Origin of the sequence: Burkholderia stabilis (assembly GCF_001742165.1) — a bacterium.
Classification (GTDB): Bacteria; Pseudomonadota; Gammaproteobacteria; order Burkholderiales; family Burkholderiaceae; genus Burkholderia; species Burkholderia stabilis.
Window position 1 is genome coordinate 2,354,144 of the sequence record NZ_CP016443.1, and the last position, 26,797, is coordinate 2,380,940.

The following is a 26,797-nucleotide window of genomic DNA, read 5'->3' on the forward strand; positions in this document are numbered from 1 at the left end:
CGACGCGGATCACAGGCCGGGCAACTGAATCTGCAACCCGGCCGGGCGATGTTCGAGGACATCCGTGACTTCGTATTCGGTTTTTGCCCCGTCCGAAGTTTGCCATTGCTGCATACGGACATTGCACAGGAGCACGTCTCCCTTGCTGAAGCTGATCTGGCTGTTGTTGACGCGCGACAGGAAGCCGGCATCCGTGATCGCCGCATGAATCGTCGACGTGCCGTCGTACAGCCGCCACTTGTTGTCGTCCTTGAACGCGAGCGACACGATCGAGAACGCCATCTTGCGATGCTCGTCGAGCAGGAGCGTGTCGGTTGGCTCGGGCGCGTGAAACCACGCAATTTCGTGGCGGGCGACCGTCTCGAACACTTCCGTATCGGTGCCAGCCGCGAAAATCTCAATGCCTTCGCGTGCGAGCGGCGCGAGAACCTGCGCGGTTGCGTGGCGAACGCGGACGTCGCGCAGCAGCGTGAGGACGGGCAGGTCGATTTCGAGTTCGTCGCCCTCGACCTGCAGCACCGCCGTATGGTCCCGCATCCGCACCTGCCGGATCTCGCGCCCGCGCAGCCATTTGAGGACGGCGAAGAGCCCTTTGCGCGCCTTGGGTGCGGCGATGCCGAGCGCGGTCAGGATCGTGACCGCATTGGCGAGCGCCGTGCCTTCGTTGCCGCTCAGCATGTCGCGCATGCGGCCGAGCAGCGAGGTCGCCAGCGTGAAGTCGATGCCGAAGCTGCCGGTCTTGAAGCTGCCGCGCACGTTCACCTGCGGCCGGACCTGATCGCCGCACAGTGCGCGCGTCGACGCGTCGAGTAAATCGCCGAATGCAAGCAGCGCGGGCGCGAGTTCGCGCACGTCCATCTCGGACGATTCGAGCGCGGGCCCGTCGTACGTGACGCGAAATCGGCTCATTGCATCGAAGGGGCCGACATCGGCCGGGCCGGGACTGTTTCCATGATGTGTAGACATGCGGGATGTGGGCTGGAGAAGTGGACGATACCCGAAACGAGCGCTTTCGAATGTCTTTCATGGTAGGGCCGAACGACCGGCTGCACGCGATTTTGGCCATCCGGACAAGACGGCAGGCGGACGTGTCCCGATAGCGTCCGGCAAGCCACGAACTTTTCCGATATTTTCCCGGTCACAACCGTCAGCTTGCGGGCATGCCGGCGCCCCGAATGCGCCTCCGGCACCCGGTATTCCCCCGCCCGCCGCGTCCGCATATCATTCGCACATCGCGCACCTGCAGGCCGCAGGCGCAGCACACAGGGATTCCCGATGGACACCAAACGATCGCGGCCGGGGCTCGTCGCCGCGCTGCTCTGGGCGGCGCTGTATCTCGCGACCGGTTACATCTCGCACGAGTTCAACGGCCCCGTCCGGCTGACGGGCTACATCTGGCTGCCCGCCGGCGTGACGGTCGGCGCGTTCATGCTGAGGCCGACGCGCGACTGGCTGACGCTGGCCGGCGCGTTCCTCGTCGCGCAGCTCGCGCTGACGGGCATCGAGCACGGCAACCTCGTCAACGCGACGCTGTTCACGGTCGACGAGGTCGGCGCGTCCGCGCTCGCGGTGTGGCTCGTGCGGCGTATCCGCTTCTCGCTCGAAGGGCTGTACTTCCTGCGCTCGGTGATCCTCGCCGGGCTGATCGCCGGCGTCGTCGGCGCGATCGGCGGCGCGGCGTGGTACACGACGGTGAAGGGCGCGCCGTTCTTCGACGTGTGGTCCGTGTGGGCGGCATCCGATTTCGTCGGCGTGCTGCTGGTCACGCCGGTGCTCGCATCGTGGTCGCGCTTTCGCGCGCACCGCTCGGGCGACCACGAGCGCTTCGACCTGATGCTCGGCATCGTCGCGTTCGTGCTGCTCGTGATCGTCGCGCTGGTGATCTTCGATGGCGACACGTCGCAGAAATTCGGCACGGGCGCCGGCTTCGCGCTGACCTACATCCCGCTGTTCCTGACCGTCGCGGTGACGCTGCTGCTCGGCGGCCGCGCCGGCTCGTCGTCGGTGCTGGTGCTCGCGCTGCTCGTGATCGAGCAGACCGCGCAGGGCGACGGCCCGTTCGCGTCGTTCCACGAGCATTACGGCAGCTCGCTGCTCGAGGCGCAGCTCTATCTGGCGGTCGCGTCGCTGCTGGTGCTGACGGTGAGCACGCTGAAGACGACGCGCGAGCGCGTGCACGAGCATGCGGCGGTGCTGCAGAACAACATGGAGCTCGCGCTCGCGAGCGCCGGCCAGATCGCGTATGTGCTCGATCCGGAATCGGGCCGGATCGAATGGAGCGGCGACGTCGAGCGCGTGTTCGGCGTCGGCGTCGATGCCGCGCAGATCGCGAGCGTGCCGCTCGTGCTCGAGCGCGTGCAGCCCGGCGACCGCGATGCGCTGCGCGAGTACTGGCACGCGGAGATCGCGGGCGAGGATCGCGCATCGCTGTCGCTGCGTGTCGTGCAGCGCGACGGCAGTACGCAGACGATCACCGACCACGGCGCGCCGCTGCTCGATTCGAACGTCGACGTGACGGTGGTCGCGGGCGTCTGGCAGATCGAGCGCGTGTGGCCGGCGGAAGAATGAGCGGGAGCGCGTCATGACCGGCCGCACCGGCGTGCTGCTGATCCACGGGCTCGGCGGCACGCAATACGATCTCGGTGCGCTGCACAAGGCGATGCGGCGCGCGGGCGCCGACACGCATATGATCACACTGCCGGGGCACGGTACGCGCCCCGAGGATCTGGTCGGCGTGCGCGCGGAGGCGTGGCTCGACGCGGTGATCGGGCAGTATCGCGCGCTGGAACGCGAATACGACACGCTGCACGTCGCGGGCATGTGCATGGGCGCGCTGGTCGCGCTGCTGCTGTGTCATCGCGTGCAGCATGCGCGCGGCCGGCTGGCGTTGCTGGCGACGCCGATGTTCATCGACGGCTGGTCGACGCCGTGGTATCGCGGGCTGCGGCACGTGCTGTATCGCGTGCCGGGCGTCGCCGAACGGATGCGCGTCGAAGAAGGCGAGCCGTTCGGCATCAAGAACGCGACGATCCGCGCGATCGTGAAGAAGAAGTTCGAGCGGCAGGACAGTTTCCACTACGCGTGGGTGCCGCTCGCGTGCGTGCGCCAGGTCGACCGGATGCGCGACTGGGCGCTCGAGGCCGCGGCCGGCACGCGTTGCCCGACGCTCGTGCTGCATGCGCGCGAGGACGAACTGACGAGCCTGCGCTCGGCCGATTTCCTGCTGGAGAAGATGCCCGACGCGCGCGGCATCGTGCTGGAGAACAGCTACCACATGATCTGCGCGGACAACGATCGCGACGACGTCGCGCGGCATGTGCTCGAATTCTTCGGCTTCGATCCGGTGCATGCGGTGAGCCCGGCGATGGCGCGTAGGATGGGGCGGCTGGAACCCTGACGCCGGACTACGCTGCGTCCGGCCGTCGTGCAATCCGCTCGCGGATCTCGGGCGACGCCAGGCAGGTGGCGACGGCTTCGTAACCGGGCGCGCCCGCGTAAGGCGTCACGCGCGCAGGCGGGATGTGATTGGCCGGGCACAGGATGATGGTTTCGTCACCGCTCAGTCGCCGTACGCGAACTCATCCCGCAGCGCACGATACAACCGCCGGTACCGCGCGAGCCGCCCCGCCAGCAGATCGGCCGAAGCCGGATCGGGTGCGACCGTCTCCGTGACGGACGGCGCAACGCAGACTGCAGCGAGCGGGTCGTCCGTCGCAGCCAGTCGCGCGAGACGCGCGGCGCCCAAGGCCGCGCCGACCGCGCCATCCGCATGACGATGCATCGCAATGCCGGTCGCATTCGCGCACAGCCGCGCCCAGAACGCACTCTTCGAACCGCCGCCGATGAACGACACGGCGTCGAGCGTGGTGCCGGCCGTGCGCAGCGCGTCGTAACCGTCGGCCATCGCGAACGCGACACCCTCCATCACCGCGTAGGCCAGGTCGTGCGTATCGTGTTCGTTGGTCAACCCGAAGAACACGCCGCGTGCATGTGCGTCGTTGTGCGGCGTGCGTTCGCCGCCGAGATACGGCAGGAACACCGGCGCGCGGGCCGGATCGGCGCGTTCGGCGCGCGCGGCCAGCACACCGGCGGTCGTGCCGTGCGCGCGGGCGAGCCAATCGAGGCTCGCGGCGGCGGACAGGATCACGCTCATCTGGTGCCAGCGCCCTTCGACGCAGTGGCAGAACGCGTGCACCGCGGCGTCCGGGTTCGGCGCGAAGCGGTCGTTGCCGGCGAACAGCACGCCCGACGTGCCGAGCGACAGGAAGCCGCTGCTGGCGCCCGTGACGCCCATGCCGATCGCCGACGCCGCGTTGTCGCCGGCCCCGCCGGCGATCGTCACGGGCCCGGCGATGCCCCATTCGCGCCGCAGCGCATCGCGCAACTGCGCGGCGGCGGCGTTGCCTTCGACGAGGCGCGGCATCTGCGCGCGCGACAGCTCGGTGGCGGCCAGCATCCGGTCGGACCAGTCGCGGCGCGCGCAGTCGAGCCACAGCGTGCCCGACGCGTCGGAGAGATCGGACACGAATTCGCCGGACAGCCGCCAGATCAGGTAATCCTTCGGCAGCAGCACCTTGTGCACCGCGCGGAACACGGCGGGCTCGTACTTGGCGAGCCACAGCAGCTTCGGCGCGGTGAAGCCCGGCATCGCCATGTTGCCGGTGATCGCGCGCGATTCCGGCACCAGCGCCTCGAGCTCGACGCATTCGGTGCCGGCGCGCGTGTCGTTCCACAGGATCGCGGGGCGCAGCACCTGATCCGCGCGATCGACGAGCGTCGCGCCGTGCATCTGCCCGGACAGTGCGATGCCGCGCAGCGCGGCGAAGCCGGCCGGGTGCGCGGCGCGCACCGACGCGATCGCGTCGAGCATCGCGTGCCACCACGCCTGCGGGCTTTGTTCGGACCAGTGCGGATGAGGCCGGCTGATCGACAGCGTGGCCGAGCCGGTCGCGAGGGGCACCGATTGGCCATCGGTGAGGAGAACCTTGACCTCGGACGTGCCGAGATCGATGCCGAGAAAAGTCACGTATGAAGCATCCTGTCTGGGGCGCGCGGCGGCGCGCGGCGCGGGGGCGGCGCGTCGTCGCGGTCATGCGGTTCGTTGAGGCGGTGCAGCGCGCGGAACCTCGACGGCGGCACCTGCTTCATCGCGAGAAACTGACGGTTGAAGTTCGACAGGTTGTTGAAGCCAACCCGGTAGCAGATGTCGGTCACCGTCAGGTCGGAAAACATCAGCAGCTCGCAGGCTTCGTTGATGCGCAGCCGGTTCAGGTAGCGCACGAACGACGAGCCGGTATGACGGCGGAAAAAGCGCGTGAAGGTGCTGACGCTCATGCCGGCGAATGCGGCGACGTCGGTCTCGCGCAGCATGCCGGGCAGGTTCTGCTGCAGGTACGACAGCACCTGGTTGATCGTCGACGACATGTAGTGCTGCGCATCGCTGCGGTACCCGGGGCCCGCGAGCACGCGCCGCTCGCGGCACGACGACAGCCGGTCGAACAGCGACATCAGGATCTCGACGCGCCGGCAGCCGTGCGCGTTCGCGAGTTCGAACATCAGCGGCGCGACCTCGATGCCGACGCGGTCGGGAAACTGCACGCCGCGCGACGCATCGTCGATCAGCTCGATCACCGGCTGCAGCTCGCTGAACGCGTCGACCATTTTCTCGATCGCGTCGCGCGAGAACTGCAGCACCACGTCGCGCGACGGCACGCGTTCGCCGTCGGCGAGCTCGCTGACCCAGTTGTGCGGCAGGTTCGGCCCGGTGACGATCAGGTTGCCGGGGCCGAAATCGCCGATGTGGTCGCCGACGAACACCTTGCCGTGCGACGCCTGGATCAGGTGAATCTCGTACTCGGGATGAAAGTGCCACTTCGCGACCGAATGCGGATAGTCGTGAATCCACGCGCGGAACGATTCGTCGCGGTGGGTGGGAACGATCTCGAGATCCGGGTTCATCGTGTGCTCCGTGTGCGGGTCGGGCCGGCGCGCTACGAACGGGACATCGACCAGCCCGTCGCGGCTGGCGGCGTGGCGCGCGTCGCGGCAGCCGGCGGCGCTGCGTGCGCGATCGGGTTCGCATCCGGCAGCGCGACGTTGCGCTCGGTGCCGGTGTCGAACAGATGCAGGGCTTCTTCGTCGAAGCGGAACGCTACCACGGCGCCCGGCGCCGGGGCCATCGGGGCCGGTACGAGGGCCGCGCACGGCTGGCCGCGCCAGTCCAGCGTCACGAGCGCCTCGGCGCCGAGCAGCTCGACGAGCTCGACCGTGCCGGTCAGCGCGAGCACGCCGGGGGTCAGATCGTTTTCAGTCACGAGCCGCAGGTGGTTCGGGCGGATCGCGGCCTTGACCTGCTGGCCGTCCTGCAGCCGTGCGAAGCGCGGCGACGCGAGCGGCCAGCGCGCGCCGTTGCAGTCGAGCAGGACGTTCGCGCCGATGCGCTCGATCGTGCCCGCCGCGAAATTCATCGCGGGCGTGCCGACGAACCCGGCGGCGAACACGGTGTGCGGCTGGCCGTACAGCTCGGCCGGCGTGCCGATCTGCTCGATGTGGCCGCCGCGCATCAGCACGACGCGATCCGCGAGCGTCATCGCTTCGAGCTGGTCGTGCGTGACGTACAGCGTCGTCGTCTTCAGCCGGCGGTGCAGCCGCTTGATGTCGCCGCGCAACTGCGTGCGCAGCTTCGCGTCGAGATTCGACAGCGGCTCGTCGAACAGGAACACGGCGGGCGTCTTGATCATCGCGCGCGCGATCGCCGCGCGCTGCTGCTGGCCGCCCGACATTGCGCGCGGGCGGCGCTCGAGCAGCGCGTCGAGGCCCAGGATGCGCGCGACGTCGCGCACGCGGCGGTCGATCTCGTCGGCCGGCACCTTCAGGCGCCGCAGCCCGAACGCGATGTTGTCGTACACCGTCATGTGCGGGTACAGCGCATAGTTCTGGAACACCATCGCGACATTGCGCTCGCGCGAGGGCAGGTCGTTGACGACCGTGTCGCCGATCACGATCTCGCCGCCCGTGATCGCCTCGAGGCCCGCGATCATCCGCAGCATCGTCGACTTGCCGCAGCCGGACGGGCCGAGCAGCACGATGAATTCGCCGTCGGCGATCTCGAGGTCGAGCGGGTGCAGCACGGCGGGGCCGCCGTCGTAGTGTTTCGACAAAGCCTTGCAGGTGATCTGGGCCATGGTTCAATCCATTTCGATCTGAATCTTGACGTCGCGCGGCTGGCCGCTCGCCGCTTCCTCGAACGCGCGCACGCCTTCGGAAAACGGGAACGTGCGCGAGATGAACGGCTTCACGTCGATCGCGCCGGACGCGATCAGCGCGAGCGCGCGCGGAAAGATGTTCGCGTAGCGGAACACCGATTCGATGCGGCCTTCCTTCGCCTGCAGCGCGACCACGTCGAGCGGCACCGGATCGACCGGCATGCCGATCAGCACCGCGCAGCCGCCCGGGCACATCAGGTCGACGAGGCCCGCATACGCGTTCGCGCTGCCGCTCGCCTCGAACACCACGTCCGCACCCCAGCCGCCGGTGGCTTCCGCGACCGCATCGGCGAGCGGCCGCGCGCGCACGTCGACGGTCGTGACCGCCGGGTTGCCGTCGAACAGCGCGAGCTTGTCGGGCACGACGTCGGCGAGGATCACGCGCGCGGCGCCGCCCGCGAGCGCGGCGAGCGCCGTCATCGCGCCGATCGTGCCCGCGCCGATCACGACCGCGATGTCGCCGGGCTTCATCGCCGCCTTCTTCGCGGCCTGCAGGCCGATCGACAGCGGCTCGACGATCGCGCCTTCGGCGAACGACACGTTGTCGGGCAGCCGGTACGTGAACGCGGCCGGATGCACGACGAACGGCGTCAGGCAGCCGTGTATGGGAGGCGTCGCCCAGAAGCGCACGTCGGGGTCGAGGTTGTAGAGGCCGCGCAGCGTCGCGGGCGAGTCGAGGCGCGGCACGCCGGGCTCCATGCACACGCGGTCGCCGACGCGCAGGTGCGTGACGCCGGGCCCGGTCTCGACGACGGTGCCGGACGCTTCGTGGCCGAGCACCATCGGCGCGTCGACGCGGAACGGGCCGATTCCGCCGTGCACGTAGTAATGCACGTCGCTGCCGCAGACGCCGACCGTATGGACCTTGATCCGGACGTCGCCGGGGCCGACCTCTTGCGGCAGGTCGATGTCGCGCAGCGCGAGCTCGCGCGTGCGTTCGAGTACGAGGGCTTTCAACACATCCTCCTTATTTTCCCTTGACCATCGAATTGAGCAGCCGGCTCAGCATGCCGACGAACACGAGCGGCGGCAGCGCGAGCAGCACCGTCGACGCGTTGATGACACCCCACGGCACTTCCTGGCCGAGCGACGTGAACGCGGATGCGACCACCGGCAGCGTCGCGCTGCGCGACGACGTGAGCGCGAGCGCGATCATCAGTTCGTTCCAGACCAGCACGAAACTGAACACGATGCCGCCGAGCAGCGTGCTCGCGCACACCGGCAGCGCGATATGCCAGAACACCGCGTACGGCCCGTAGCCGTCGAGGGCGGCCGCTTCCTCGATCTCGCGCGGCAGCCGGCGGAACACGGGGATCGACAGCCACGTGATGGTCGACAGCGTGACGAGCAGGTACGTGACGATCATCGACAGCTTCGTGTCGTACAGCCCGAGATCGACCCAGATCGCGATCAGCGGCAGCGCGACCGCGACCGGCGGCAGGAAGCGCAGCGACAGCAGGAAGAACTGGATGTCGCGCTTGCCGCGCACCGGGTAGCGCGCGATCGCATACGCGGCCGGCACGCCGAGCAGCGCGCCGATCGCGACGGCCGCGCCGACGATCGCGATGCTGTTGCCGAGGCCGATCAGCACCTCGGGGCTCGACAGCACCTGTTCGTAGTTCGCGAGCGTCGGCGTGAAGAAGAAGCGCGGCGTCGGCGTGACGATGTCGAGCAGATGCTTGAGCGAATTGAGCACCGCCCAGAACAGCGGGAACGCGGCGACGAGCAGGATCAGGCCGGCGATCGCGACGGTCGAAACGGTGGCGGCGCCGCCGCGGGCGATCAGTCGTCCCATTTGTTGACCCTCTTCCAGATGAGCGTGAAGACGAGCGTGGTCGCGACCATCATCAGCACGGCCATGCCCGATGCGTAGGACACCTTGCCGGCGAGGCCGATGCCCTGCTGGTACGCGTACAGATCGAGCGTCTCGGTCGCGATGCCGGGGCCGCCCTTGGTCATCACGTAGATCAGGTCGAACGAGCGCAGCGATTCGACCATCTTGATGAACACGAGGCTCACGAGCGGCGCCTTCAGCATCGGCAGCGCGATGTACGCATGCACCTGCCAGGTGGTCGCGTAGTCGAGCCGCGCGGCTTCGAGCGGCTCGGGCGGCAGCGTCTCCAGCAGCTTTAGGATCACGACCGCGAAGAACAGCCCCCATTGCCACACGTCGACGAGTGCGACCGCGTACAGCGCGAGATGCGGATCGGCGAGGAAGGCGGTGTTCTCGATGCCGAGCGCGCCGAGCAGCCAGCTCAGGATCCCGGTGAGCGGCGCGTACATGAACTTCCAGATGAACGCGGCCGATACGCGCGGCAGCAGCACCGGCAGGATCAGCACCAGCGATGCGAGGCGGCGCCAGCGGCCGTGCACGCGCTCGAACAGGAACACGGCGAGCGCGATCCCGACGATGACCGCGCCCGCGATCGTGACGATTTCCCACAGCACCGATACCTCGATCGCGTTCAGGAAGCGCCGGTCTGATGCGAGCCGCACGAAGTTGCGCAGGCCGACGTATTCGCTGTCCGGGTAGCGCAGCACGCGGTTGCGCAGCGCGAGATTGATCGCGGCGATTGTCGGGACGAGGCTCAGGACCGCGAGCAGCGCGAGCGTGGGCGCGAGGAACACCCACGGCAGGCTCGTGCGGTCGCGGCGGGCGCGGCCGCGGCGGGCCGAAAGTGCGGAAGGGGCCGGGCGGACGCCGAGCGCGCGTCCGCCGGCGCCGTCATTTGCGAGCGCCATGTTCGAGTGCGTCCTTCGCGTACTGGGCCGCGTCGTCGAGCGTGCCGCGGATATCCGTCTGCGTGCCGGTGAATACCTGTTCGAGCGCGATGCCGAGGTTGTCGCCGATATCCGGCCACTGCGGCGTGCGCCAGATCGTCACCTGCGTGACCGGGTTGGTGTCGTTCAGCCCGGCCTGGATCTGCGGCGCGACGTGCTGCTTGAAGTACGGGCTGCCGATCGTGCTCGTGCGGTTGTAGTCGCTGAACACGCCGTTGCGCAGTCGCGCCTGTTCCTGGTCCTTGCTGGTCGCCCACGCGATGAAGCGGCCGGCGGCCATCCGCGTGCAGTCGTCCTTCGCGCCGACCGCCGAGATCGCGAAGCCGTGACCGTATGCGGCCGACGGCAGCGGCGCGGGCGGGCGCGTATAGCCGACCTTGCCGGCCACGCTCGATTTGCCCGCATCCTCCATCCAGTCCGCAAACGGCGTCGATTCGATCATGAACGCGACCTTGCCCGAGCGGAACGCTTCGAGCGCGTTGCTCCAGTCGTAGGTCGCGGCGCCCGGCGGCGCGTACTTGAACAGGTCGCTGTAGAGCTGCGTGGCCTTCACGGCGGCCGGTGAGCCGAATGCGGGCTGGCCGCCCTTGTCGGTCCATGCGCCGCCCATCCCGAGCATGAACGGCGACCAGCGCCACACGTTCATCCCCGAGCCGCGCTGGCCGCGCGCGACCCAGCCGTACAGCTTCGGCGGCGCGTTGAGTTTCTTGATGGCGGCGACGAGCTGGTCGAGCGTCTTCGGCACCGGGATGTGCGCGGCGTCGAGGATATCGCGGCGGTAGAACAGGAAGTCGCCGCCGCCGATCAGCGGCGCGAAGTACGCGACGCCGTTGTAGCTCGCGACCGCACGGCGGCCGGGCAGGAAATCGTCGTAGTCGTATTCCTTCGGGTAGTACTTGAGGAGCGGCACGATCCAGTTGGCCGACGCGAATTCGGCGACGTTCGCCTCGTCGACGTAGTAGATCTGGTACGAGCCGGCGCCCGTCGATGCGTCGAGACGCGATTTCGCGCGGCGGTCGTTCTCGCCGAAATAGCTGATCTCGACTTTGGTGCCGTTCTTCTTTTCGTAGTCGGCCAGCGATTTCTCCATCACCGACAGGCCGAGACTCTTCTGCGCGAGCACCCGAAGGGTCGGCACCTTGCAGACCTGTGCGGCCGCGACGCCCGGCAGACAGGCGCCGAGCAGCAGGCAGGCTGCGACGATTCGCATCTTGTTCACCCGTGTCTCCTTGATTCTGCTTGTTCGAATGCCGTCGGTGACGGCAGGAGCAATGGTGTGACGGGGGCGATGCGTTCACCACATCAAAAGAAATCGCGAACCGATACTTTTTGCTCAAGGTTGATCGTGCGATGCAAAAAATGTGTCGGTGGGCAGAGAATCGGCAAGGAATCGGGTGGCCGGCGGCGCCCCCTTTCTCGCTGCGTCGCGCATCTGGGAGAATGCGGCTGCGGCCGTGCCGATTCACGGCCGGCGCCGACACGGCGCGGGATCCGACAGGTGGGAAATTGACCGACAACGACGAACTTTCGCTTCGCCCGGAAAGCCGCTTCTGGCGGCTTGCGCCGGTGAGATGGTGGATTCGCGGGCACGGCCGCGACGGCTATTCGTTCCGCCTGCTGCTGGTGCCGCCCGTCATCGTGTTCGCGCTCGAATTCGTCTGCATGATGTTCGACGCGCTGTACCCCAGCATCGCGGTGAGCGCCGTCGCGACGCTGTTCCTCGGCTTCGCCGGGTTCCACGGCGCGCAGCACGAATGGCTCGTGACGTCCGCGACCACGCGCGCGCTCGTGAAGGCGCGCACGAAGAAGGCGGCCGAGCGGTTCTCGTCGCTCGGCGTGGGCGCGACAGTGCTCGCGATCTTCGTCGCGGCGACGTCGCTGTCGCTCGTGCTGTCGGGTCAGCCGATGCTCGACAGCGTGTCGAAGGACGCCGTATCGATCTTCATCGCGCTGGTGTTCCTGCCCGTGTATGTCTCCGGCGCGGTGCGCAAGCTGGCGATCGCGCGGATCGAGGAGCTGGAAGCGCTGCGTAATGCCACCGTCGGCACGAAGCTGAAATTCGACCGGGCCGGCGCCGTGCGGGCGGTGGTCGTGCGGGGCGCGGCCGGGAAAGGGACGGTGTCCGTGATGGAGTACACGGTGCTCGGCTTCAGCCCGCCGCTCGAACAGGTCGGGCACGAACCGCGCGCATAACGGCGCGGAAAGGCGCGGAGCCGCGCTAAGCCGGAAAGCGCCGATGCGCCGGCGCCGGCACGAGGTTGTCGGGCCACTGCACCTCGAAGCGCGTGCCGCCCGCGCCGGTCGGCACGCAGACGGCTTCGCCGCCGTGCGCATGCGCGATCGCCGCGACGACGGCGAGCCCGAGGCCGCTGCCGCCGGGCTGCGTATCGTCGACGCGCCGGAACGCCTGGAACACGTGGGCCGCGAAATCGGCCGGGATGCCGGGGCCGTCGTCCTCGACGCGCAGGCGGCACATCCCGCCTTCGACGCGCGTCTGGATCCGGATCGCGCCGGGCACCGCATGGCGGCGCGCATTCTCCAGCAGCGCCAGCAACGCCTGGCGGATGCGGACCGGGTCGCAGCACATGCGCCGCGTGTCGAGATCGAGCGTCGCATGCTGGCCGGCGGCCTGCAACGTGTGCGCGAACGCGTCGACCACCGCGTGCACGTCGTGGGCGAGATCGGTTTCGCGAATCTCGATGCTCAGGTGGCCGCTGTCCGCGAGGCTGACCACGCGCAGATCCTCGATCAGCCGCGTCAACCCCTCGACCTGCGCGAGCAGGCTGCGATAAAGCGTTTCGCTGGGCGTGAACACGCCTTCGGCGAGCCCTTGCAGGCGCCCGCGCAGCACGGTGACGGGCGTACGCAGTTCGTGCGCGATCGCCGCGTTCCAGAACGTCTGCTCGTCGGTTACGCGCTGCAGCTCGCTCGCCAGCGCATTGAAATTGTCGGCGAGCAGCGCGGCTTCGCGCAGCGAACGGTCGCCGGCGACGGCGCGCGCGCCGAGATCGCCGCGCGCGACGCGGCGGATGCTGTCCGTCACAGAGTTGAGCGGTTCGAGGATGCGCCCCGCAAGGTGGGTCGCCACGAACACGGAGAGCGCGAGGCCGACCGCCGTGGTCGCGACCAGCCAGACCCATTCGGGGCCGGTCGGCGTCCAGTCCGACAGGTTGAAGGCCGAGGGCTGGTACGTGTACAGCAGGTAATAGAACACGTAGGCCGTCAGCACGAGCAGCAGCGTGACGCCGAATACCATCGCGCCCATCGTCAGCGCGATCTGGCGGCTCAGCCCGTCGAGCTTCATTCGCCGCTCCACAGCTTGTAGCCGACGCCGCGCACGCTCACCGGCACGCCCGCGACGCCGAGGTCGTCGAGTTTCTTGCGCAGCTTGCTGACGTGGCTGTCGACCGTGCGCTCCAGCGCATCGCCTTCCGGCAGGCAGGTGGCCATCAGTTCGCCGCGGCTGAACACGCGGCGCGGTGCGCGCGCCAGTTGCGCGAGCAGCTTGAATTCGGTCAGCGTCAGCACGAGCGTGTGCCGCGTGCCGCCGGCCTCGACCGTCGCTTCGTGGCGTTCGAGATCGATCTCGAACGGCGCGGCGCGCAGCACGCGCTCTTCCTGGCGCGCGCCCGCCATCGAGCGGCGCAGCACGGCCTGCGCGCGCGCGACGACTTCGGCGGGATTGAACGGCTTGACCACGTAGTCGTCGGCGCCGATGCGCAGCCCGGTCAGCTTGTCGATGTCCTGGTCGAGCGCGGTCAGCATGATGACGGGCGTGTCGCCGCGGTGGCGGATCTCGGCGAGCACCTTCCAGCCGTCGACGTGCGGCATCTGCACGTCCAGCAGCACGAGGTCGGGCTTGAGCGACAGGTGGAGTTCGAGCGCGCGGCGGCCGTCGGCGGCGTGCACGGTGCGCAGGCCGTTGCGCGCGAAATAGGCGATCAGGATCTCGGCGATCTCGGGTTCGTCCTCGGCGATGAGGACGAGCGCCTGGGCGCTCTGGCCGGCGCCGGAAGATGACGAAGTATCGGGCAGGGCCATTCGTTCAGATCCATCGGGTTTCCATCGAGTCGCCATACTACCGCACGGTTTGGTGCACAGAGCGGAGGCGCACACGGCGTGCGCCTCCGTGCGTGATGGCCAGCCGTCGCGTCGTGCGTCAGATTTGACCCAGCACCACCAGCACGACGACGATGACGACAATCAGCCCGACCGAGCCCGATGGCCAATAGCCCCAGCTTCGGCTATGCGGCCATGTAGGAAATGCACCGATGAGCACCAAAATCAGTATGACGATAAGGATCGTACCGAGCATCGCGTTCCTCCTGGAAGGTGGCCGACTTGACGGTGGCTGGCGCCGCAATTCGCGTGCCGCCGACGGCGTCTCCCAACGCGGTCGGGCCGAAAGCGTTTGAATTCACGAAATGAATACCGACCGATTCAGAAAATAAATTTCAAAAATGCACCTCCGCTCGCTATGCTGAATCCTTCTGATCTGGCGGGCATGCGATGGCTGAACTCTTTCTGGTACGGCACGGGCAGGCGTCGTTCGGCACCGACGACTACGACCGGCTTTCCGCGCCCGGCGAACAGCAGGGCGTCTGGCTCGGCGAATACTTCGCGCAGCAGGGCCTGACGTTCGACCGCGTGATGTGCGGCACGCTGAACCGCCACGCGCAGACGGTCGACGCGATCCTGCGCGGGATGGGCCGCGAAGGCGTGGTGGTCGACCGCCATCCGGGCCTGAACGAATACGACTTCCACGGGCTGTTCGCGGCGGCCGCCAGCGACTATCCGGAGATCGCGCGGCTCGCGGCCGGATCGATGAAGGAACATTTCCGCGCGCTTCGGCAGGTGCTGCAGCTGTGGTCCGAGGACAAGCTCGGCGAATCGGCCCCCGAGACGTGGGCGCACTTCCAGCAGCGCGTCGCCGACGCGCGCGCCGCGATCCGCGGCGGCGGCGGGCAGCGCGTGCTCGCGGTGAGCTCCGGCGGCCCGATCGCGGTCACCGTGCAGCAGGTGCTGGCCGCGCCGCCGTCGAGCGCGATCGCGCTGAACCTGCAGATCCGCAACAGCAGTCTTTCGCAGTTTTTCTTCAACGCCGATGCGTTCCACCTCGCGTCGTTCAACGGCATCCCGCATCTCGAGGATCCCGCACGACACACGTGGCGGACCTACGGCTGACCCACGAACCCTCGCGACGATGACGAACCCTTCCCAGCAACTCGATACAGCCCGCCTCACGCGCTACCTCGAAGCGCACGTGCCGGGCTTCGAAGGCCCGGTCGACACGGAGAAGTTTGCCGGCGGCCAGTCGAATCCGACTTTCCTGCTGCACGCGAAGAGCGGCCGCTACGTGCTGCGCCGCCAGCCGCCGGGCGAACTGCTGAAATCCGCGCATGCGGTCGACCGCGAATTCCGCGTGCTGAGCGCGCTGTCGGGCACGGCGGTGCCGGTCGCGCGGCCGTATCACCTCTGCGAAGACCGCGACGTGATCGGCAGCCTGTTCTACGTGATGAGCTTCGAGGACGGCCGGATCTTCTGGGACCCGGCGCTGCCGGAACTGCCGAAGGCCGATCGTGCGGTGTGCTACGACGCGTTGCTGCAGACGATGGCCGCGCTGCACGACGTCGATGTCGACGCGGTGGGCCTGGCCGACTACGGCCGCCCCGGTAACTACTTCGAGCGCCAGATCGGCGTGTGGACGAAGCAGTATCGCGCGGCGGAGACGGAGCGCCTCGACGCGATGGAGACGCTGATCGACTGGCTGCCGAAAGCATGCCCCGACGATACGGGCCGGCCGGCGCTGGTGCACGGCGATTTCCGGATCGACAACGTGATGTTCGCGCGCGACGGCTATCGCGTGCAGGCCGTGCTCGACTGGGAACTGTCGACGCTCGGCAACCCGCTCGCCGATCTCGCGTATTTCTGCATGTGCTTGCGGTTGCCGTCCGGCGGGCAGGTGCGCGGGATCGCGGGCCTGGATCGCGCGGCGCTCGGCGTGCCGGACGAAGCGCAGATCATCGCGCGCTATTGCGAATTGCGCGGCATCGAACCGATCCGCGACTGGCACTTCTATCTCGCGTTCAGCTTCTTCCGGCTCGCGTCGATCGCGCAAGGCGTGAAGGCGCGCGCGCTGCAGGGCAATGCGTCGAGCGCGGAAGCGCTGCGCGTCGGCGCGATGGCCGGCAAGCTCGCCGAGGAAGCCGTGCGCGTGATCGACGCGCACCGCTGAGACCGCCGGGCGACGACACGACACAATCCATCAATGGAGGAGCGAAACAACATGGCAACGAATCTGTTCGACCTGACGGGCAAGATCGCGCTGGTGACGGGCGCGAGCCGCGGCATCGGCGAGGAAATCGCGAAGCTGCTCGCGGAGCAGGGCGCGCACGTGATCGTGTCGAGCCGCAAGCTCGACGACTGCCAGGCCGTGGCCGACGAGATCGTCGCGGCCGGCGGCCGCGCCGAGGCGCTGGCGTGCCACGTCGGGCGGCTGGAGGATATCGCCGCGACGTTCGAGACCATCCGCGGCAAGCACGGGCGGCTCGACATCCTCGTGAACAACGCGGCCGCGAACCCGTATTTCGGGCACATCCTCGATACCGACCTCGCCGCGTACGACAAGACCGTCGACGTGAACATCCGCGGCTACTTCTTCATGTCGGTCGAGGCCGGCAAGCTGATGAAGACGCACGGCGGCGGCGCGATCGTCAACACGGCGTCGGTGAACGCGCTGCAGCCGGGCGACCGGCAGGGTATCTACTCGATCACGAAGGCGGCCGTCGTCAACATGACGAAGGCGTTCGCGAAGGAGTGCGGGCCGCTCGGCATCCGCGTGAACGCGCTGCTGCCGGGGCTGACGAAAACGAAGTTCGCGGGCGCGCTGTTCGCCGACAAGGACATCTATGAGAACTGGATGGCGAAGATTCCGCTGCGCCGTCACGCGGAGCCGCGCGAGATGGCCGGCACCGTGCTGTACCTCGTGTCGGACGCAGCGAGCTACACGAACGGCGAATGCATCGTCGTCGACGGCGGCCTGACGATCTGAGCGCGCGATGAAAATCGACAGCTACGCCGGGCAGGCCGTGATGATCACCGGCGCCGCGAGCGGCTTCGGCGCGCTGCTCGCGAGCGAGCTGGCCGCGATGGGCGCGCGGCTCGCGCTCGGCGACCTGAACGGCGAAGCGCTCGAACGCGTGGCCGCGCCGCTGCGCGCGGCCGGCGCGGACGTGATCGCGCAGCGCTGCGACGTGCGGGTCGAAGCGGACGTTGCGGCGCTGGTTCAGGCGGCCGTCGCGCGCTTCGGGCGGCTCGACGTCGGCGTCAACAATGCGGGCATCGCACCGCCGATGAAGGCGCTGATCGACACCGACGAAGCCGATCTCGACCTGAACTTCGCGGTGAACGCGAAGGGCGTGTTCTTCGGGATGAAGCACCAGATCCGCCAGATGCTCGCGCAGCGCGAAGGCGTGATCCTGAACGTTGCGTCGATGGCCGGGCTCGGCGGCGCGCCGAAGCTGGCTGCGTATGCGGCGTCGAAGCATGCGGTGATCGGCCTCACGAAGACGGCCGCGCTCGAATACGCGCGCCACGGCATTCGCGTGAACGCGGTGTGCCCGTTCTACAGCACGACGCCGATGGTCACCGACAGCGAGATCGGCGACCGCCAGGATTTTCTCGCACAGGGCTCGCCGATGAAGCGGCTCGGCCGGCCCGACGAAATCGTCGCGACGATGCTGATGCTGTGCGCGAAGGAAAACACTTATCTGACCGGGCAGGCCGTCGCCGTCGACGGCGGTGTCTCGGCCTTCTGACCGAACGCAACACGGAATCTCGAGGAGTCGATCATGGACTTTGGCTACACCCCGAAAGTGGAAGAATTGCGTGAGCGCGTGCGCGCGTTCATGGACGCGCACATCGTGCCGCGCATCCGCCAGTGGAACGAGGAAGTGCACGCGGGGCACTATCCCGTGTCGTTCATGGAGGAGCTGAAGGAGCGCGCGAAGGCGGAAGGGCTGTGGAACCTGTTCCTGCCGCACCTGAAGGACGACGAGCCCGGCACGGGCCTGACGAACCTCGAATACGCGCCGCTCGCGGAGATCATGGGCCGCGTGAGCTGGGCGTCGGAGGTGTTCAACTGCAACGCGCCGGACACCGGCAACATGGAGCTGCTGCACATGTTCGCGACGCCCGAGCAGCGCGAGCAATGGCTGCTGCCGCTGCTGCGCGGCGAGATCCGCTCGGCGTTCGCGATGACGGAGCCCGACGTCGCGTCGTCGGATGCGACGAACATCACGACGCGCATCGAGCGCGTGGGCGGCGACTACGTGATCAACGGGCGCAAGTGGTTCATCACGAACGCCGCGCATCCGAACTGCAAGATCTTCATCGTGATGGGCAAGACCGATCCCGATGCCGAATCGCACCAGCAGCAGAGCATGATCCTCGTGCCGCGCGACACGCCGGGCGTGACGGTCGTGCGCAACATCACGGTGGTCAATCACTACGCGCCGGAAGGGCACTGCGAGATCACGTTTGACAACGTGCGCGTGCCGGCGAGCAACCTGCTCGGCGCGGAAGGCAGCGGCTTCGCGCTGGCGCAGGCGCGCCTCGGGCCGGGCCGCATCCATCACTGCATGCGTTCGATCGGCGCGGCCGAGCTCGCGCTGGAGCTGATGGTCGACCGCGCGCAGTCGCGCGTCGCATTCGGCAAGCCGCTGAACCGTCACGGTACGGTCGGCGAATGGATCGCGCGCTCGCGTATCGAGATCGACCAGGCGCGCCTGCTGGTGCTGAAGGCCGCGTGGATGATCGACAAGGTCGGCGCGAAGGCCGCGCGCAAGGAAATCTCGATGATCAAGGCGCTCGTGCCGACCGTTTATACGGACGTGTGCGATCGCGCGATGCAGGTGTTCGGCGCGGCGGGGTTGAGCCCCGATACGCCGCTCGCCGATCTGTGGACCTGGGGCCGCGCGCTGCGCTTCGCCGACGGCCCGGACGAGGTGCACTTGCAGACGATCGCGCGGATGGAGATCAAGAACGGCGAACCGGGTTCGACCGCGCCGTACCTGACCCCGCCGCTGCGCGGCTGACCGTCGCGCCGGCATGCGCAACGCATCCGCGAACCCGCGCGGGGCCGGCATGGACGAACGAGAGGCGCACGCCGTAAGATGCCGGCAAGGAGATCCGGCGATGCGCCTTTCGAAGATTGATCTGAACCTGTTCGTCGTATTCGAGGCGATCTACAACAAGCGCAACCTGACGCGCGCGGCCGAGGTGCTGAACCTCACGCAGCCGGCCGTCAGCAACGCGCTGGCGCGGCTGCGCAAGACGCTCGACGATCCGCTGTTCGTCAGCACGCCGGCCGGGATGATGCCGACGCCGATGGCCGAGAACATCGTCGGCCGCGTGCGCGAGGCGCTGCAACTGCTCGATTCGAGCGCGCACGAAGGCGACGTGTTCGATCCCGCTTCGTCGGCGCGGGTGTTCCGGCTCAGCATGAGCGACCTGACCGAAGCGCTGCTGCTGCCGGCGCTCGGCGAGCTGCTGCAACGGGAAGCGCCCGGCATGCACGTGCGCAGCTACACGATGGACCGCCGCGAAGTGGCCACCGCGCTCGCGAACGGCTCGGTCGACCTCGCGATCGACGCGCCGCTGATCGGCGATCCGCATCTTCACCAGGCCTTGCTCGTGCGCGACCGCTACGCGTGCATGATCCGCGACGATCACCCGTTCAAGGGCGACACGCTGACCATGGACGACTACCTGTCGATGGGGCACATCCACGTGTCGAGCCGCCGCAAGGGCAGCGGGCACGTCGACGCGGAACTGACGCGCCTCGGGCTGCGCCGCAACATCCAGATGCGCGTGCAGCACTACATGGTCGCGCCGCTGATCGCGATGCGCGGCGATCTCGCGCTGACCGCGCCGCTGCGGCTGCTGCAGCGTTATCCGGCGCGCATCCTCGAACTGCCGTTCGAGATGCCGGGGCTCGACTACTTCTGCTACTGGCATCGCAGCGCCGATCAGGATCAGGGCAGCCAGTGGCTGCGCGAGCAATTGATGACGCTGATGGGCGGGATGGGCGAGCCGCTGTGACGCAGGCGGGTTGCGCTTGCATCACGCGTTTCCCGATATCGCCATCAACCGCGCAACGCCTGCGCCAGCACCCGTGCCACGTGCAGCGCCTGCGTCTGCGCGCCGTCCTTGATCTGATGCCTGCAGCTCGTGCCGTCTGCGACGACGATCGCGCCATCCGCCCGCGCGCGCACGGCCGGCAGCAGCGACAGCTCGGCCATCGCCTGCGACGCGTCGTAGTGTTCGGCTTCGTAACCGAAGCTGCCGGCCATCCCGCAGCAAGACGATTCGACCGGCGACACCTTCAGCCCCGGAATCCAGCGCAGCACGGTCTGCACCGGCGTGAATGCGCCGAATGCCTTCTGATGGCAGTGACCGTGCACCAGCGCCTCGGCCGCATCGATCGCGCGCAGCGGCAGTTGCAACCGGCCGGCGTCGTGCTCGCGCACGAGAAACTCCTCGAACAGGAACGCGTGGCTCGCGAGCCGCGCCGCTTCGTCGCCGTAGCCGTAAGCGAGAAATTCGTCGCGCATCGACAGCAGGCATGAAGGCTCCAGCCCGACGACGGCGACACCGCGTTCGAGGTAAGGCCGCAGCGTGTCGAGCGTGCGTTTCGCCTCGGCCTTCGCTTCGTCGACGAGACCGGCCGCGAGAAACGTACGACCGCAGCACAGCGGCCGTTCGCCTTCGCGCACGTTGAAATGCACGGCATAACCGGCTGCTTCGAGCACGGCCTGCGCGGCCCGCGCGTTGTCCGGTTCCTGGTAGTTGCTGAACGTATCGACGAACAGCAGCACTTCGCGGATGGCCGCGCCGGTTTGCGCGTGCGCCTGAGCCGCAACGACATCCGGCAGGAACGGCCGCGCGAACGAAGGCAGTGCGCGTTGCGGCGCGAGGCCGATCCACCGCTTCATCACCGGCGCGACGACCGGCAAGCCGTTCGCGAACGCGATCGCGCCGCGCATCCGTGCAGCCCACGGAGCATAGCGCGGCAGCCACGCGACGAGCCGCTCGCGCAGCGTCGCGCCATGCTTGCGGTTCCAGGCGTGCCGCGCTTCGATCTTGAAGCGCGCCATGTCGACGCCGGTCGGGCAATCGCGCTTGCAGCCCTTGCACGACACGCACAGATCGAGCGCGGCCTTCACGTCGTCGCCGGCGAGGCCGTCCGCGCCGAGCTGGCCCGTCACCGCGAGCCGCAGCGTGTTCGCGCGGCCGCGCGTCACGTGCTGCTCGTCTCGCGTCACGCGGTAGCTCGGGCACATCGTGCCCGCGTCGAACTTGCGGCAGTGGCCGTTGTTGTTGCACATCTCGACCGCCGACGCGAGCCCGTGCGTGATGTCGGTGCCCGTGCCGGGTTCGGTTTCTTCGCCGGTCAGCGGGTTGCGCGTGACGTTCCATGCGGACCAGTCGAGCGCGGGCTGCAGCGGCAGCGCCGCATAGCCGGGCGCGAAGCGGAAGTTCTCGCGCGCATCCATGCGCGGCGGATTGACGATCTTGTCGGGGTTGAAGCGGTTGTCGGGATCGAACAGCGCCTTGATCTCCGCGAACGCCGCATTGAGGCGCGGGCCGTACTGCCACGCAACCCATTCGCCGCGGCACAGCCCGTCGCCGTGCTCGCCCGAATACGCGCCCTTGTACTCGCGCACGAGCGCGGAGGCTTCGTCGGCGATCTCGCGCATGCGCGCCGCGCCGTCGCGCCGCATGTCGAGGATCGGCCGCACGTGCAGCGTGCCGACGCTCGCGTGCGCGTACCACGTGCCTTCGGTTTCATGCTTGTGGAATACGTCGGTCAGGCGGCGCGTGTATTCGGCGAGATGTTCGAGCGGCACCGCGCAATCCTCGATGAACGACACCGGCTTGCCGTCGCCCTTCATGCTCATCATGATGTTCAGCCCGGCCTTGCGCACGTCCCACAGCGCCTTCTGCGCGCCGGCGTCGGTCATCTTCACGACGCTGCCGGGCAGGCCGAGATCGGCCATCAGTTCGGCCAGGCGATCGAGCTGCGCGAGTTGCGCATCGCGCGATTCGCCCGCGAACTCGACGAGCAGGATCGCCTGCGGCTCGCCGACCAGCGCCTGTTCGATCACCGGCCGGAACGCGGGGTTCTCCATCGACAGGTCGATCATCGTGCGATCGACGAGCTCGACGGCCACCGGCTTCAACTTCACGATGTGCTGCGCGGTGTCCATCGCCTGGTAGAAGGTCGGGAAATTCACGACGCCGAGCGCCTTGTGCGCGGGCAGCGGCGCGAGCTTCAGCGTGAGTTGCCGGCTGCAGGCCAGCGTGCCTTCCGAGCCGACGAGCAGGTGCGCGAGATTCGCGTGGCCGTCGTCGGTGTACGCGCGCGGATTCTGGCAGTCGAACAGGTCGAGGTTGTAGCCGGCCACGCGGCGCAGCACCTTCGGCACGCGCTCGACGATCTCGTCGCGCTCGCGTTTCGCGATCCGTTCGACGCCGTGCAGCAGCGCGAGCGTGCGGCGCTCGGTGACCGGCTGCGCGAGCGAGCCGAAGCGGCATTCGCTGCCGTCGGCGAGTATCGCGTCGATCGCGAGCACGTTGTGCACCATGTTGCCGTACTCGATCGAGCGCGAGCCGCACGAGTTGTTGCCGGCCATCCCGCCGATCGTGCATTGCGCGCCGGTCGACACGTCGACCGGGAACCACAGCCCATGCGGTTTCAGCCACGCGTTCAGGTGATCGAGCACGATGCCCGGCTCGACGGTGACGGTGCGCGCCTGCGCATCGAATTCGACGATCCGGTTCAGCCATTTGCTGTTGTCGACGACGAGCGCCTCGCCGACCGTCTGCCCGCACTGGCTCGTGCCGGCGCCGCGCGCGAGCACGGGGATCTTGCGGTCGCGCGCGATGTCGAGCGCGATCCGCAGGTCGTCCTGGTCGCGCGGCACGACCACGCCGAGCGGCATGATCTGGTAGATCGACGCGTCGGTCGCGTAGCGGCCGCGGCTCGCGCGGTCGGCGAGGACGTCGCCGCGCATTTCCGTGCGCAGCCGCTCGAACAGCGGCGACAGCGCGGCGCCTTGCGACGGCACGAGGTGGACGGGGCGAACCAGCGAAGACGGGACGGCGGATTTCATGGCGGCGGCAGTCGGTATCGGGTGAGAACGGGGCGGACGGGGTCAGGCGAGCGTGACGCTGACGGGCGGCAGCCCCGCGATGCGGCCGGCGGCCGTGCCTGCGGCCTGCGGGAAATGCATGCCCGTGTACGAGCCGGTCGTGACGACGGTGCCGGCCGGCAGTGCGATGCCGCGCCGCGAGGCGTGATTCACGAGCCACGGCAGCAGGCGGCGCGGGTCGCCGGCCGGGTTCGCGTGGGGCGCTGTGCCGGCGATGTCCTGCGCATCGAACGCGAACGCAAGGTCGGGCGACAGGAACGGGAAATCGGCGCGGTAGCCGGTCATCTCGCCGAGCACGAGCGCGCCGTGGTTCTGCAGGTCGGCGAGCTGCGCGGCGGGCGCGACGTCCGGCCACTCGCGGTAGCGGCTCGCGACGATCTCGATCGCCGCGCCCATCTGCGCGATGCCGTCGAACACTTCGTCATCCGAATACGCGCCGGCGCGCGGCGCGAAGTCGCGGCCGAAGCGGAACGCGATTTCCAGTTCGAGCCCGAGCGGCCGGTACGCGCCGCGCGGCAGCGTGACGCCGCTCGCGTGCCGGCAATCGTCGGGCAGCGATGCGCACTGGATCGGCCCGTCGGGCTGCTTCGCGCCGACCTTCCATGCGCCGATCGCGGCGTTGCGTTCGGCGAGCACCTGCGCCTGCACCGCGTAGGCCGCGTCGGCGCTGGCGGGGACGAGTTCGGGCGGCAGCGCGGCGAACGCGATGCCGTGTTGCCAGCCGGCGGCGAGCCGGGCGGCGAGGTCGTGAGTGGCTTGAGTCATCGTGAGTGTGAAAAGGAGAAGAAGCGGGGCGGCGCACCGCCCCGGCGGCATCAGGCCGGCGAGCGATTGGCGGTGGCCTGCTCGGCGGGCGCATCGGCGAAGCGGCTTTCCGGCTGCATGCGGAACGCGAGCAGCACGCCCAGGCCCATCAGCACCATGCTGCCGATGAACGGCAGCTCCCAGCTGCCGAAGCGGTCGATCACGTAGCCGGAGATCACGGGCGACAGGATCGCCGCGAGCGCGGAGCCGGAATTCATCATCCCGCTCGCGGTGCCCGAGTGTTCCGGCGCGATGTCCATCGGCACGGCCCACATCGGCCCGATCGTCATCTCGGCGAAGAAGAAGCCGGCCGCGAGGCATGCCATCGACACGTACAGGTCGTGCATGAACAGCAGCGGCAACAGCGACAGCAGCGTGAGCAGCATGCAGATCGACACCATCCAGCTGCGCGCGCGCTTGAGGCTGCCGGTGCGCGCGAGGATGCGGTCGGTGACGAGGCCGCCGAGCGTGTCGCCGATCACGCCCGCGAAGAACACCGCGGACGCGAACACGGCCGATTTCTTCAGATCGAGGTCGTAGCTGTGCAGGAAGTACTGCGGAATCCAGCTCAGGAACAACCACAGTGTCCAGCCATAGCAGAAGTAGACGAGGGTGACGGGCATCATCCGGCGGAACAGCGGGCCCCACGGCACTGCTGCGGGTTTTTGCTTCGGCGGCGGCAGCGCGTCGAGTTCGGCCTGCGTGATGCGCGGGTGATCCTTCGGGTGTTCGGTGTAGACGAGCGCCCAGATCACGACCCAGACGATGCTGATCACGCCGCAGATGTAGAACGATTCGCGCCAGCCGTACACGGCCATCACCGCGACGACGGCGGCCGGCGCGACCGCGTTGCCGACGCGCGAGAACGCGTGCGTGATGCCCTGCGCGAAGCCGCGTTTCTCGCGCGGCACCCAGCGCGACATCGCCGACGTCGCCGCCGGGAACGTCGCGCCTTCGCCGAGCCCGAGCAGCAGGCGCGCGGCGAGCAGCGACGCGAGGCCGCCGGCCATCCCGGTGAGCAGCGTCGCGACGGCCCACAGCAGCCCGCACGCGAGCAGCGTGCGGCGCGCGCCGAAGCGGTCGCTGACCCAGCCGCCGATGATCTGGAACACGAGGTACGGATACGCGAATGCGGAGAACACGAGGCCGATTTCCGTCTTGTTCAGCCCGAATTCCTTGCCGAACCCGGCGGCGGCCGTGCTCACGTTCACGCGGTCGAGATACGTGATGAAGTACATCACGCACAGCATCACCAGCACGATGCCGGTCGCTCGGAACAGCTTCATGTCTTGTCTCCTGGATGTTGTCTGGTTTGCTGCCCGTGCCGGCGTCGAGGCCGGCATCGAGGCGGGTCGTGCCGATGAAGCAAGGGCGGCCGCGCGTCGGCCGCGGACGGTGCGCGCCCTGACGACGGCGTGCGGCCGCCCGTGAAGGGGAAAGGGCGTGTCAGGCGGCGCGCGGAAAGCGTGCGCGCCGCTGGCCGGCGCTCAGGCCGCCGCGCGCAGTGCGGGCGCGTGCGGGTTCGATGCGAGCGTGTCCATCGCCGCGACGACGCCGCTCGCGACAACCGGCACGCCGGCGAGCTTCAGTCCCATCTCGCAGCCGGCGAGCGTGGCCATCAGCGTGAGGTCGTTGCAGTCGCCGAGATGGCCGATGCGGAACATCTTGCCGCGCATCTTGCCGAGCGCTTGCCCGAGCGACATGTCGAAGCGTTCGTAGACGAGCTTGCGCACGGCGTCCGCGTCGACGCCGTCGGGCATCATCACGCCGGTCAGCACGGGGCTGTAGACGGCCGGGTCCGCGCACTGGATCTCGAGGCCCCAGGCGCGCACCGCGCGGCGCGTCGCTTCCGCGAGCCGCTGGTGGCGCGCGAACACCGTGTCGAGCCCTTCGCCGAGGATCATGTCGAGCGCTTCGGCGAGCCCGTACAGCAGGTTGGTGTTCGGCGTGTACGGCCAGTAGCCGTGCTTGTTCGCTTCGATGATTTCTTGCCAGCCCCAGAACGCTCGCGGCAGCTTCGCGTGCTCGCTCGCCGCGAGCGCCTTCGGCGACACCGCGTTGAAGCTGATGCCCGGCGGCAGCATCAGCCCTTTCTGCGAGCCCGACACCGTGACGTCGACGCCCCATTCGTCATGGCGGTAGTCGGCGGACGCGAGCCCCGAGATCGTGTCGACCATCAGCAGCGCCGGGTGCCCGGCCGCGTCGATCGCGCGGCGCACCGCGGCGATGTCGGATGTGACGCCGGTGGACGTCTCGTTGTGCACCACGCATACGGCCTTGATGTCGTGCGCGGTGTCGGCGCGCAGGCGCGCTTCGATCATGTCGGGCTGCACGCCGCGGCGCCAGCCTTCGATGCCGGGCAGGCCGAGGAATTCGGGCTTCAGGCCGAGCGCTTCGGCCATCTTCTTCCACAGCGTCGCGAAGTGGCCCGTCTCGAACATCAGCACGGTGTCGCCGGCGCTCAGCGTGTTGGTCAGCGCGGCTTCCCACGCGCCGGTGCCCGACGCCGGATAGATGATCACCGGCTGCGTGGTCTTGAAGATCTTCTTGATGCCGGCGAGCACCTTCAGGCCGAGCGCGCCGAATTCGGGGCCACGGTGGTCGATGGTCGGATAGCTCATCGCCCGCAGGATGCGGTCGGGCACCGGGCTCGGCCCCGGGATCTGCAGGAAGTGGCGGCCGGACGGATGAAAGTCGAGTTGCAGCATGGTCGTTCTGTCTCCTTGGTTGCAT

The 26,797-nt window shown here is 68.5% G+C and carries 24 protein-coding genes and 1 pseudogene; 9 read left to right on the top strand and 16 right to left on the bottom strand.

What is annotated here, in order from left to right:
• Positions 1-9: 9 nt before the first annotated feature.
• On the bottom strand, positions 10-966 hold the full coding sequence (locus tag BBJ41_RS28390) for an LAPAL motif-containing putative phage structural protein (protein WP_083281999.1): 957 nt from the start codon (positions 964-966) through the stop codon (positions 10-12).
• A 309-nt stretch (positions 967-1,275) separates the two neighbouring features.
• Between BBJ41_RS28390 and BBJ41_RS28395 the strand changes: the two genes are divergently transcribed.
• Both BBJ41_RS28395 and BBJ41_RS28400 read left to right on the top strand, forming a co-directional pair.
• On the top strand, positions 1,276-2,568 hold the full coding sequence (locus BBJ41_RS28395) for an MASE1 domain-containing protein (protein ID WP_069749518.1): 1,293 nt from the start codon (positions 1,276-1,278) through the stop codon (positions 2,566-2,568).
• 13 nt (positions 2,569-2,581) lie between these two features.
• Positions 2,582-3,397, top strand: a complete 816-nt coding sequence (locus BBJ41_RS28400; protein WP_069749519.1) for an alpha/beta hydrolase — start codon at positions 2,582-2,584, stop codon at positions 3,395-3,397.
• Between the two features lie 7 nt (positions 3,398-3,404).
• Here the strand turns inward: BBJ41_RS28400 and BBJ41_RS41695 are convergent.
• From BBJ41_RS41695 to BBJ41_RS28435, 8 genes and pseudogenes are all read right to left on the bottom strand, one after another.
• Positions 3,405-3,554: pseudogene (locus tag BBJ41_RS41695) on the bottom strand (MerR family transcriptional regulator); the annotation flags it as partial.
• Between the two features lie 5 nt (positions 3,555-3,559).
• The gene (xylB, locus tag BBJ41_RS28405; protein WP_069749520.1) at positions 3,560-5,026 is read right to left on the bottom strand and encodes a xylulokinase; all 1,467 of its coding nucleotides are present in this window, start codon (positions 5,024-5,026) and stop codon (positions 3,560-3,562) included.
• Complete coding sequence (locus tag BBJ41_RS28410) at positions 5,023-5,958, bottom strand: AraC family transcriptional regulator (RefSeq protein ID WP_069749521.1); 936 nt, start codon at positions 5,956-5,958, stop codon at positions 5,023-5,025. Before BBJ41_RS28410 ends, xylB begins: the two co-directional genes overlap by 4 nt.
• Before the next feature lie 32 nt (positions 5,959-5,990).
• On the bottom strand, positions 5,991-7,184 hold the full coding sequence (locus BBJ41_RS28415; RefSeq protein WP_069749522.1) for an ABC transporter ATP-binding protein: 1,194 nt from the start codon (positions 7,182-7,184) through the stop codon (positions 5,991-5,993).
• Positions 7,185-7,187: 3 nt separating this feature from the next.
• A complete protein-coding gene (locus BBJ41_RS28420) occupies positions 7,188-8,222 on the bottom strand; it encodes an NAD(P)-dependent alcohol dehydrogenase (protein ID WP_069749523.1) in 1,035 nt (344 codons plus the stop codon).
• Positions 8,223-8,232: 10 nt separating this feature from the next.
• On the bottom strand, positions 8,233-9,060 hold the full coding sequence (locus BBJ41_RS28425) for a carbohydrate ABC transporter permease (protein ID WP_069749524.1): 828 nt from the start codon (positions 9,058-9,060) through the stop codon (positions 8,233-8,235).
• Positions 9,048-10,007, bottom strand: coding sequence for a carbohydrate ABC transporter permease (locus BBJ41_RS28430; protein ID WP_236872079.1), 960 nt, complete (start codon positions 10,005-10,007; stop codon positions 9,048-9,050). Before BBJ41_RS28430 ends, BBJ41_RS28425 begins: the two co-directional genes overlap by 13 nt.
• Positions 9,991-11,256, bottom strand: a complete 1,266-nt coding sequence (locus tag BBJ41_RS28435) for an ABC transporter substrate-binding protein (protein WP_069750409.1) — start codon at positions 11,254-11,256, stop codon at positions 9,991-9,993. The genes BBJ41_RS28430 and BBJ41_RS28435 overlap by 17 nt, the downstream gene beginning before the upstream one ends.
• Before the next feature lie 296 nt (positions 11,257-11,552).
• Between BBJ41_RS28435 and BBJ41_RS28440 the strand changes: the two genes are divergently transcribed.
• Positions 11,553-12,239: a hypothetical protein gene (locus BBJ41_RS28440; RefSeq protein ID WP_069750411.1), complete on the top strand. Its 687-nt coding sequence runs from the start codon at positions 11,553-11,555 to the stop codon at positions 12,237-12,239.
• A gap of 25 nt (positions 12,240-12,264) precedes the next feature.
• Here the strand turns inward: BBJ41_RS28440 and BBJ41_RS28445 are convergent, their stop codons facing one another.
• From BBJ41_RS28445 to BBJ41_RS28455, 3 genes are all read right to left on the bottom strand, one after another.
• Entirely contained in the window at positions 12,265-13,350 is a 1,086-nt protein-coding gene (locus BBJ41_RS28445; protein ID WP_069749525.1) for an ATP-binding protein, read from the bottom strand.
• Positions 13,347-14,081, bottom strand: coding sequence for a response regulator (locus BBJ41_RS28450; protein ID WP_069750410.1), 735 nt, complete (start codon positions 14,079-14,081; stop codon positions 13,347-13,349). The genes BBJ41_RS28445 and BBJ41_RS28450 overlap by 4 nt, the downstream gene beginning before the upstream one ends.
• Positions 14,082-14,205: 124 nt before the next feature.
• Positions 14,206-14,361: a DUF3309 family protein gene (locus tag BBJ41_RS28455; RefSeq protein ID WP_069749526.1), complete on the bottom strand. Its 156-nt coding sequence runs from the start codon at positions 14,359-14,361 to the stop codon at positions 14,206-14,208.
• Between the two features lie 194 nt (positions 14,362-14,555).
• Here BBJ41_RS28455 and BBJ41_RS28460 point away from each other — a divergent pair, with 194 nt between their 5' ends.
• The 6 genes from BBJ41_RS28460 to BBJ41_RS28485 all read left to right on the top strand — a co-directional run bounded on the left by BBJ41_RS28460 (position 14,556) and on the right by BBJ41_RS28485 (position 20,147).
• Positions 14,556-15,230 (top strand): histidine phosphatase family protein, encoded by a 675-nt coding sequence (locus BBJ41_RS28460; protein ID WP_069749527.1) that lies wholly within the window; start codon positions 14,556-14,558, stop codon positions 15,228-15,230.
• A gap of 19 nt (positions 15,231-15,249) precedes the next feature.
• Entirely contained in the window at positions 15,250-16,281 is a 1,032-nt protein-coding gene (locus BBJ41_RS28465; protein WP_069749528.1) for a phosphotransferase, read from the top strand.
• A gap of 51 nt (positions 16,282-16,332) precedes the next feature.
• A complete protein-coding gene (locus tag BBJ41_RS28470; RefSeq protein WP_069749529.1) occupies positions 16,333-17,097 on the top strand; it encodes an SDR family oxidoreductase in 765 nt (254 codons plus the stop codon).
• Positions 17,098-17,104: 7 nt separating this feature from the next.
• Positions 17,105-17,863, top strand: coding sequence for an SDR family NAD(P)-dependent oxidoreductase (locus BBJ41_RS28475; protein WP_069749530.1), 759 nt, complete (start codon positions 17,105-17,107; stop codon positions 17,861-17,863).
• 33 nt (positions 17,864-17,896) lie between these two features.
• On the top strand, positions 17,897-19,141 hold the full coding sequence (locus BBJ41_RS28480) for an acyl-CoA dehydrogenase family protein (RefSeq protein ID WP_069749531.1): 1,245 nt from the start codon (positions 17,897-17,899) through the stop codon (positions 19,139-19,141).
• 100 nt (positions 19,142-19,241) lie between these two features.
• Entirely contained in the window at positions 19,242-20,147 is a 906-nt protein-coding gene (locus tag BBJ41_RS28485) for a LysR family transcriptional regulator (protein WP_069749532.1), read from the top strand.
• A gap of 44 nt (positions 20,148-20,191) precedes the next feature.
• Here the strand turns inward: BBJ41_RS28485 and BBJ41_RS28490 are convergent, their stop codons facing one another.
• The 4 genes from BBJ41_RS28490 to BBJ41_RS28505 form a co-directional block, all read right to left on the bottom strand.
• Positions 20,192-23,221: an FAD-binding and (Fe-S)-binding domain-containing protein gene (locus BBJ41_RS28490; protein ID WP_069749533.1), complete on the bottom strand. Its 3,030-nt coding sequence runs from the start codon at positions 23,219-23,221 to the stop codon at positions 20,192-20,194.
• Positions 23,222-23,263: 42 nt separating this feature from the next.
• Positions 23,264-24,025: a 2-keto-4-pentenoate hydratase gene (locus tag BBJ41_RS28495; RefSeq protein ID WP_069749534.1), complete on the bottom strand. Its 762-nt coding sequence runs from the start codon at positions 24,023-24,025 to the stop codon at positions 23,264-23,266.
• A gap of 50 nt (positions 24,026-24,075) precedes the next feature.
• The gene (locus tag BBJ41_RS28500) at positions 24,076-25,350 is read right to left on the bottom strand and encodes an MFS transporter (protein ID WP_069749535.1); all 1,275 of its coding nucleotides are present in this window, start codon (positions 25,348-25,350) and stop codon (positions 24,076-24,078) included.
• A 201-nt stretch (positions 25,351-25,551) separates the two neighbouring features.
• The gene (locus tag BBJ41_RS28505) at positions 25,552-26,772 is read right to left on the bottom strand and encodes a pyridoxal-phosphate-dependent aminotransferase family protein (protein WP_069749536.1); all 1,221 of its coding nucleotides are present in this window, start codon (positions 26,770-26,772) and stop codon (positions 25,552-25,554) included.
• Positions 26,773-26,797: the final 25 nt, after the last annotated feature.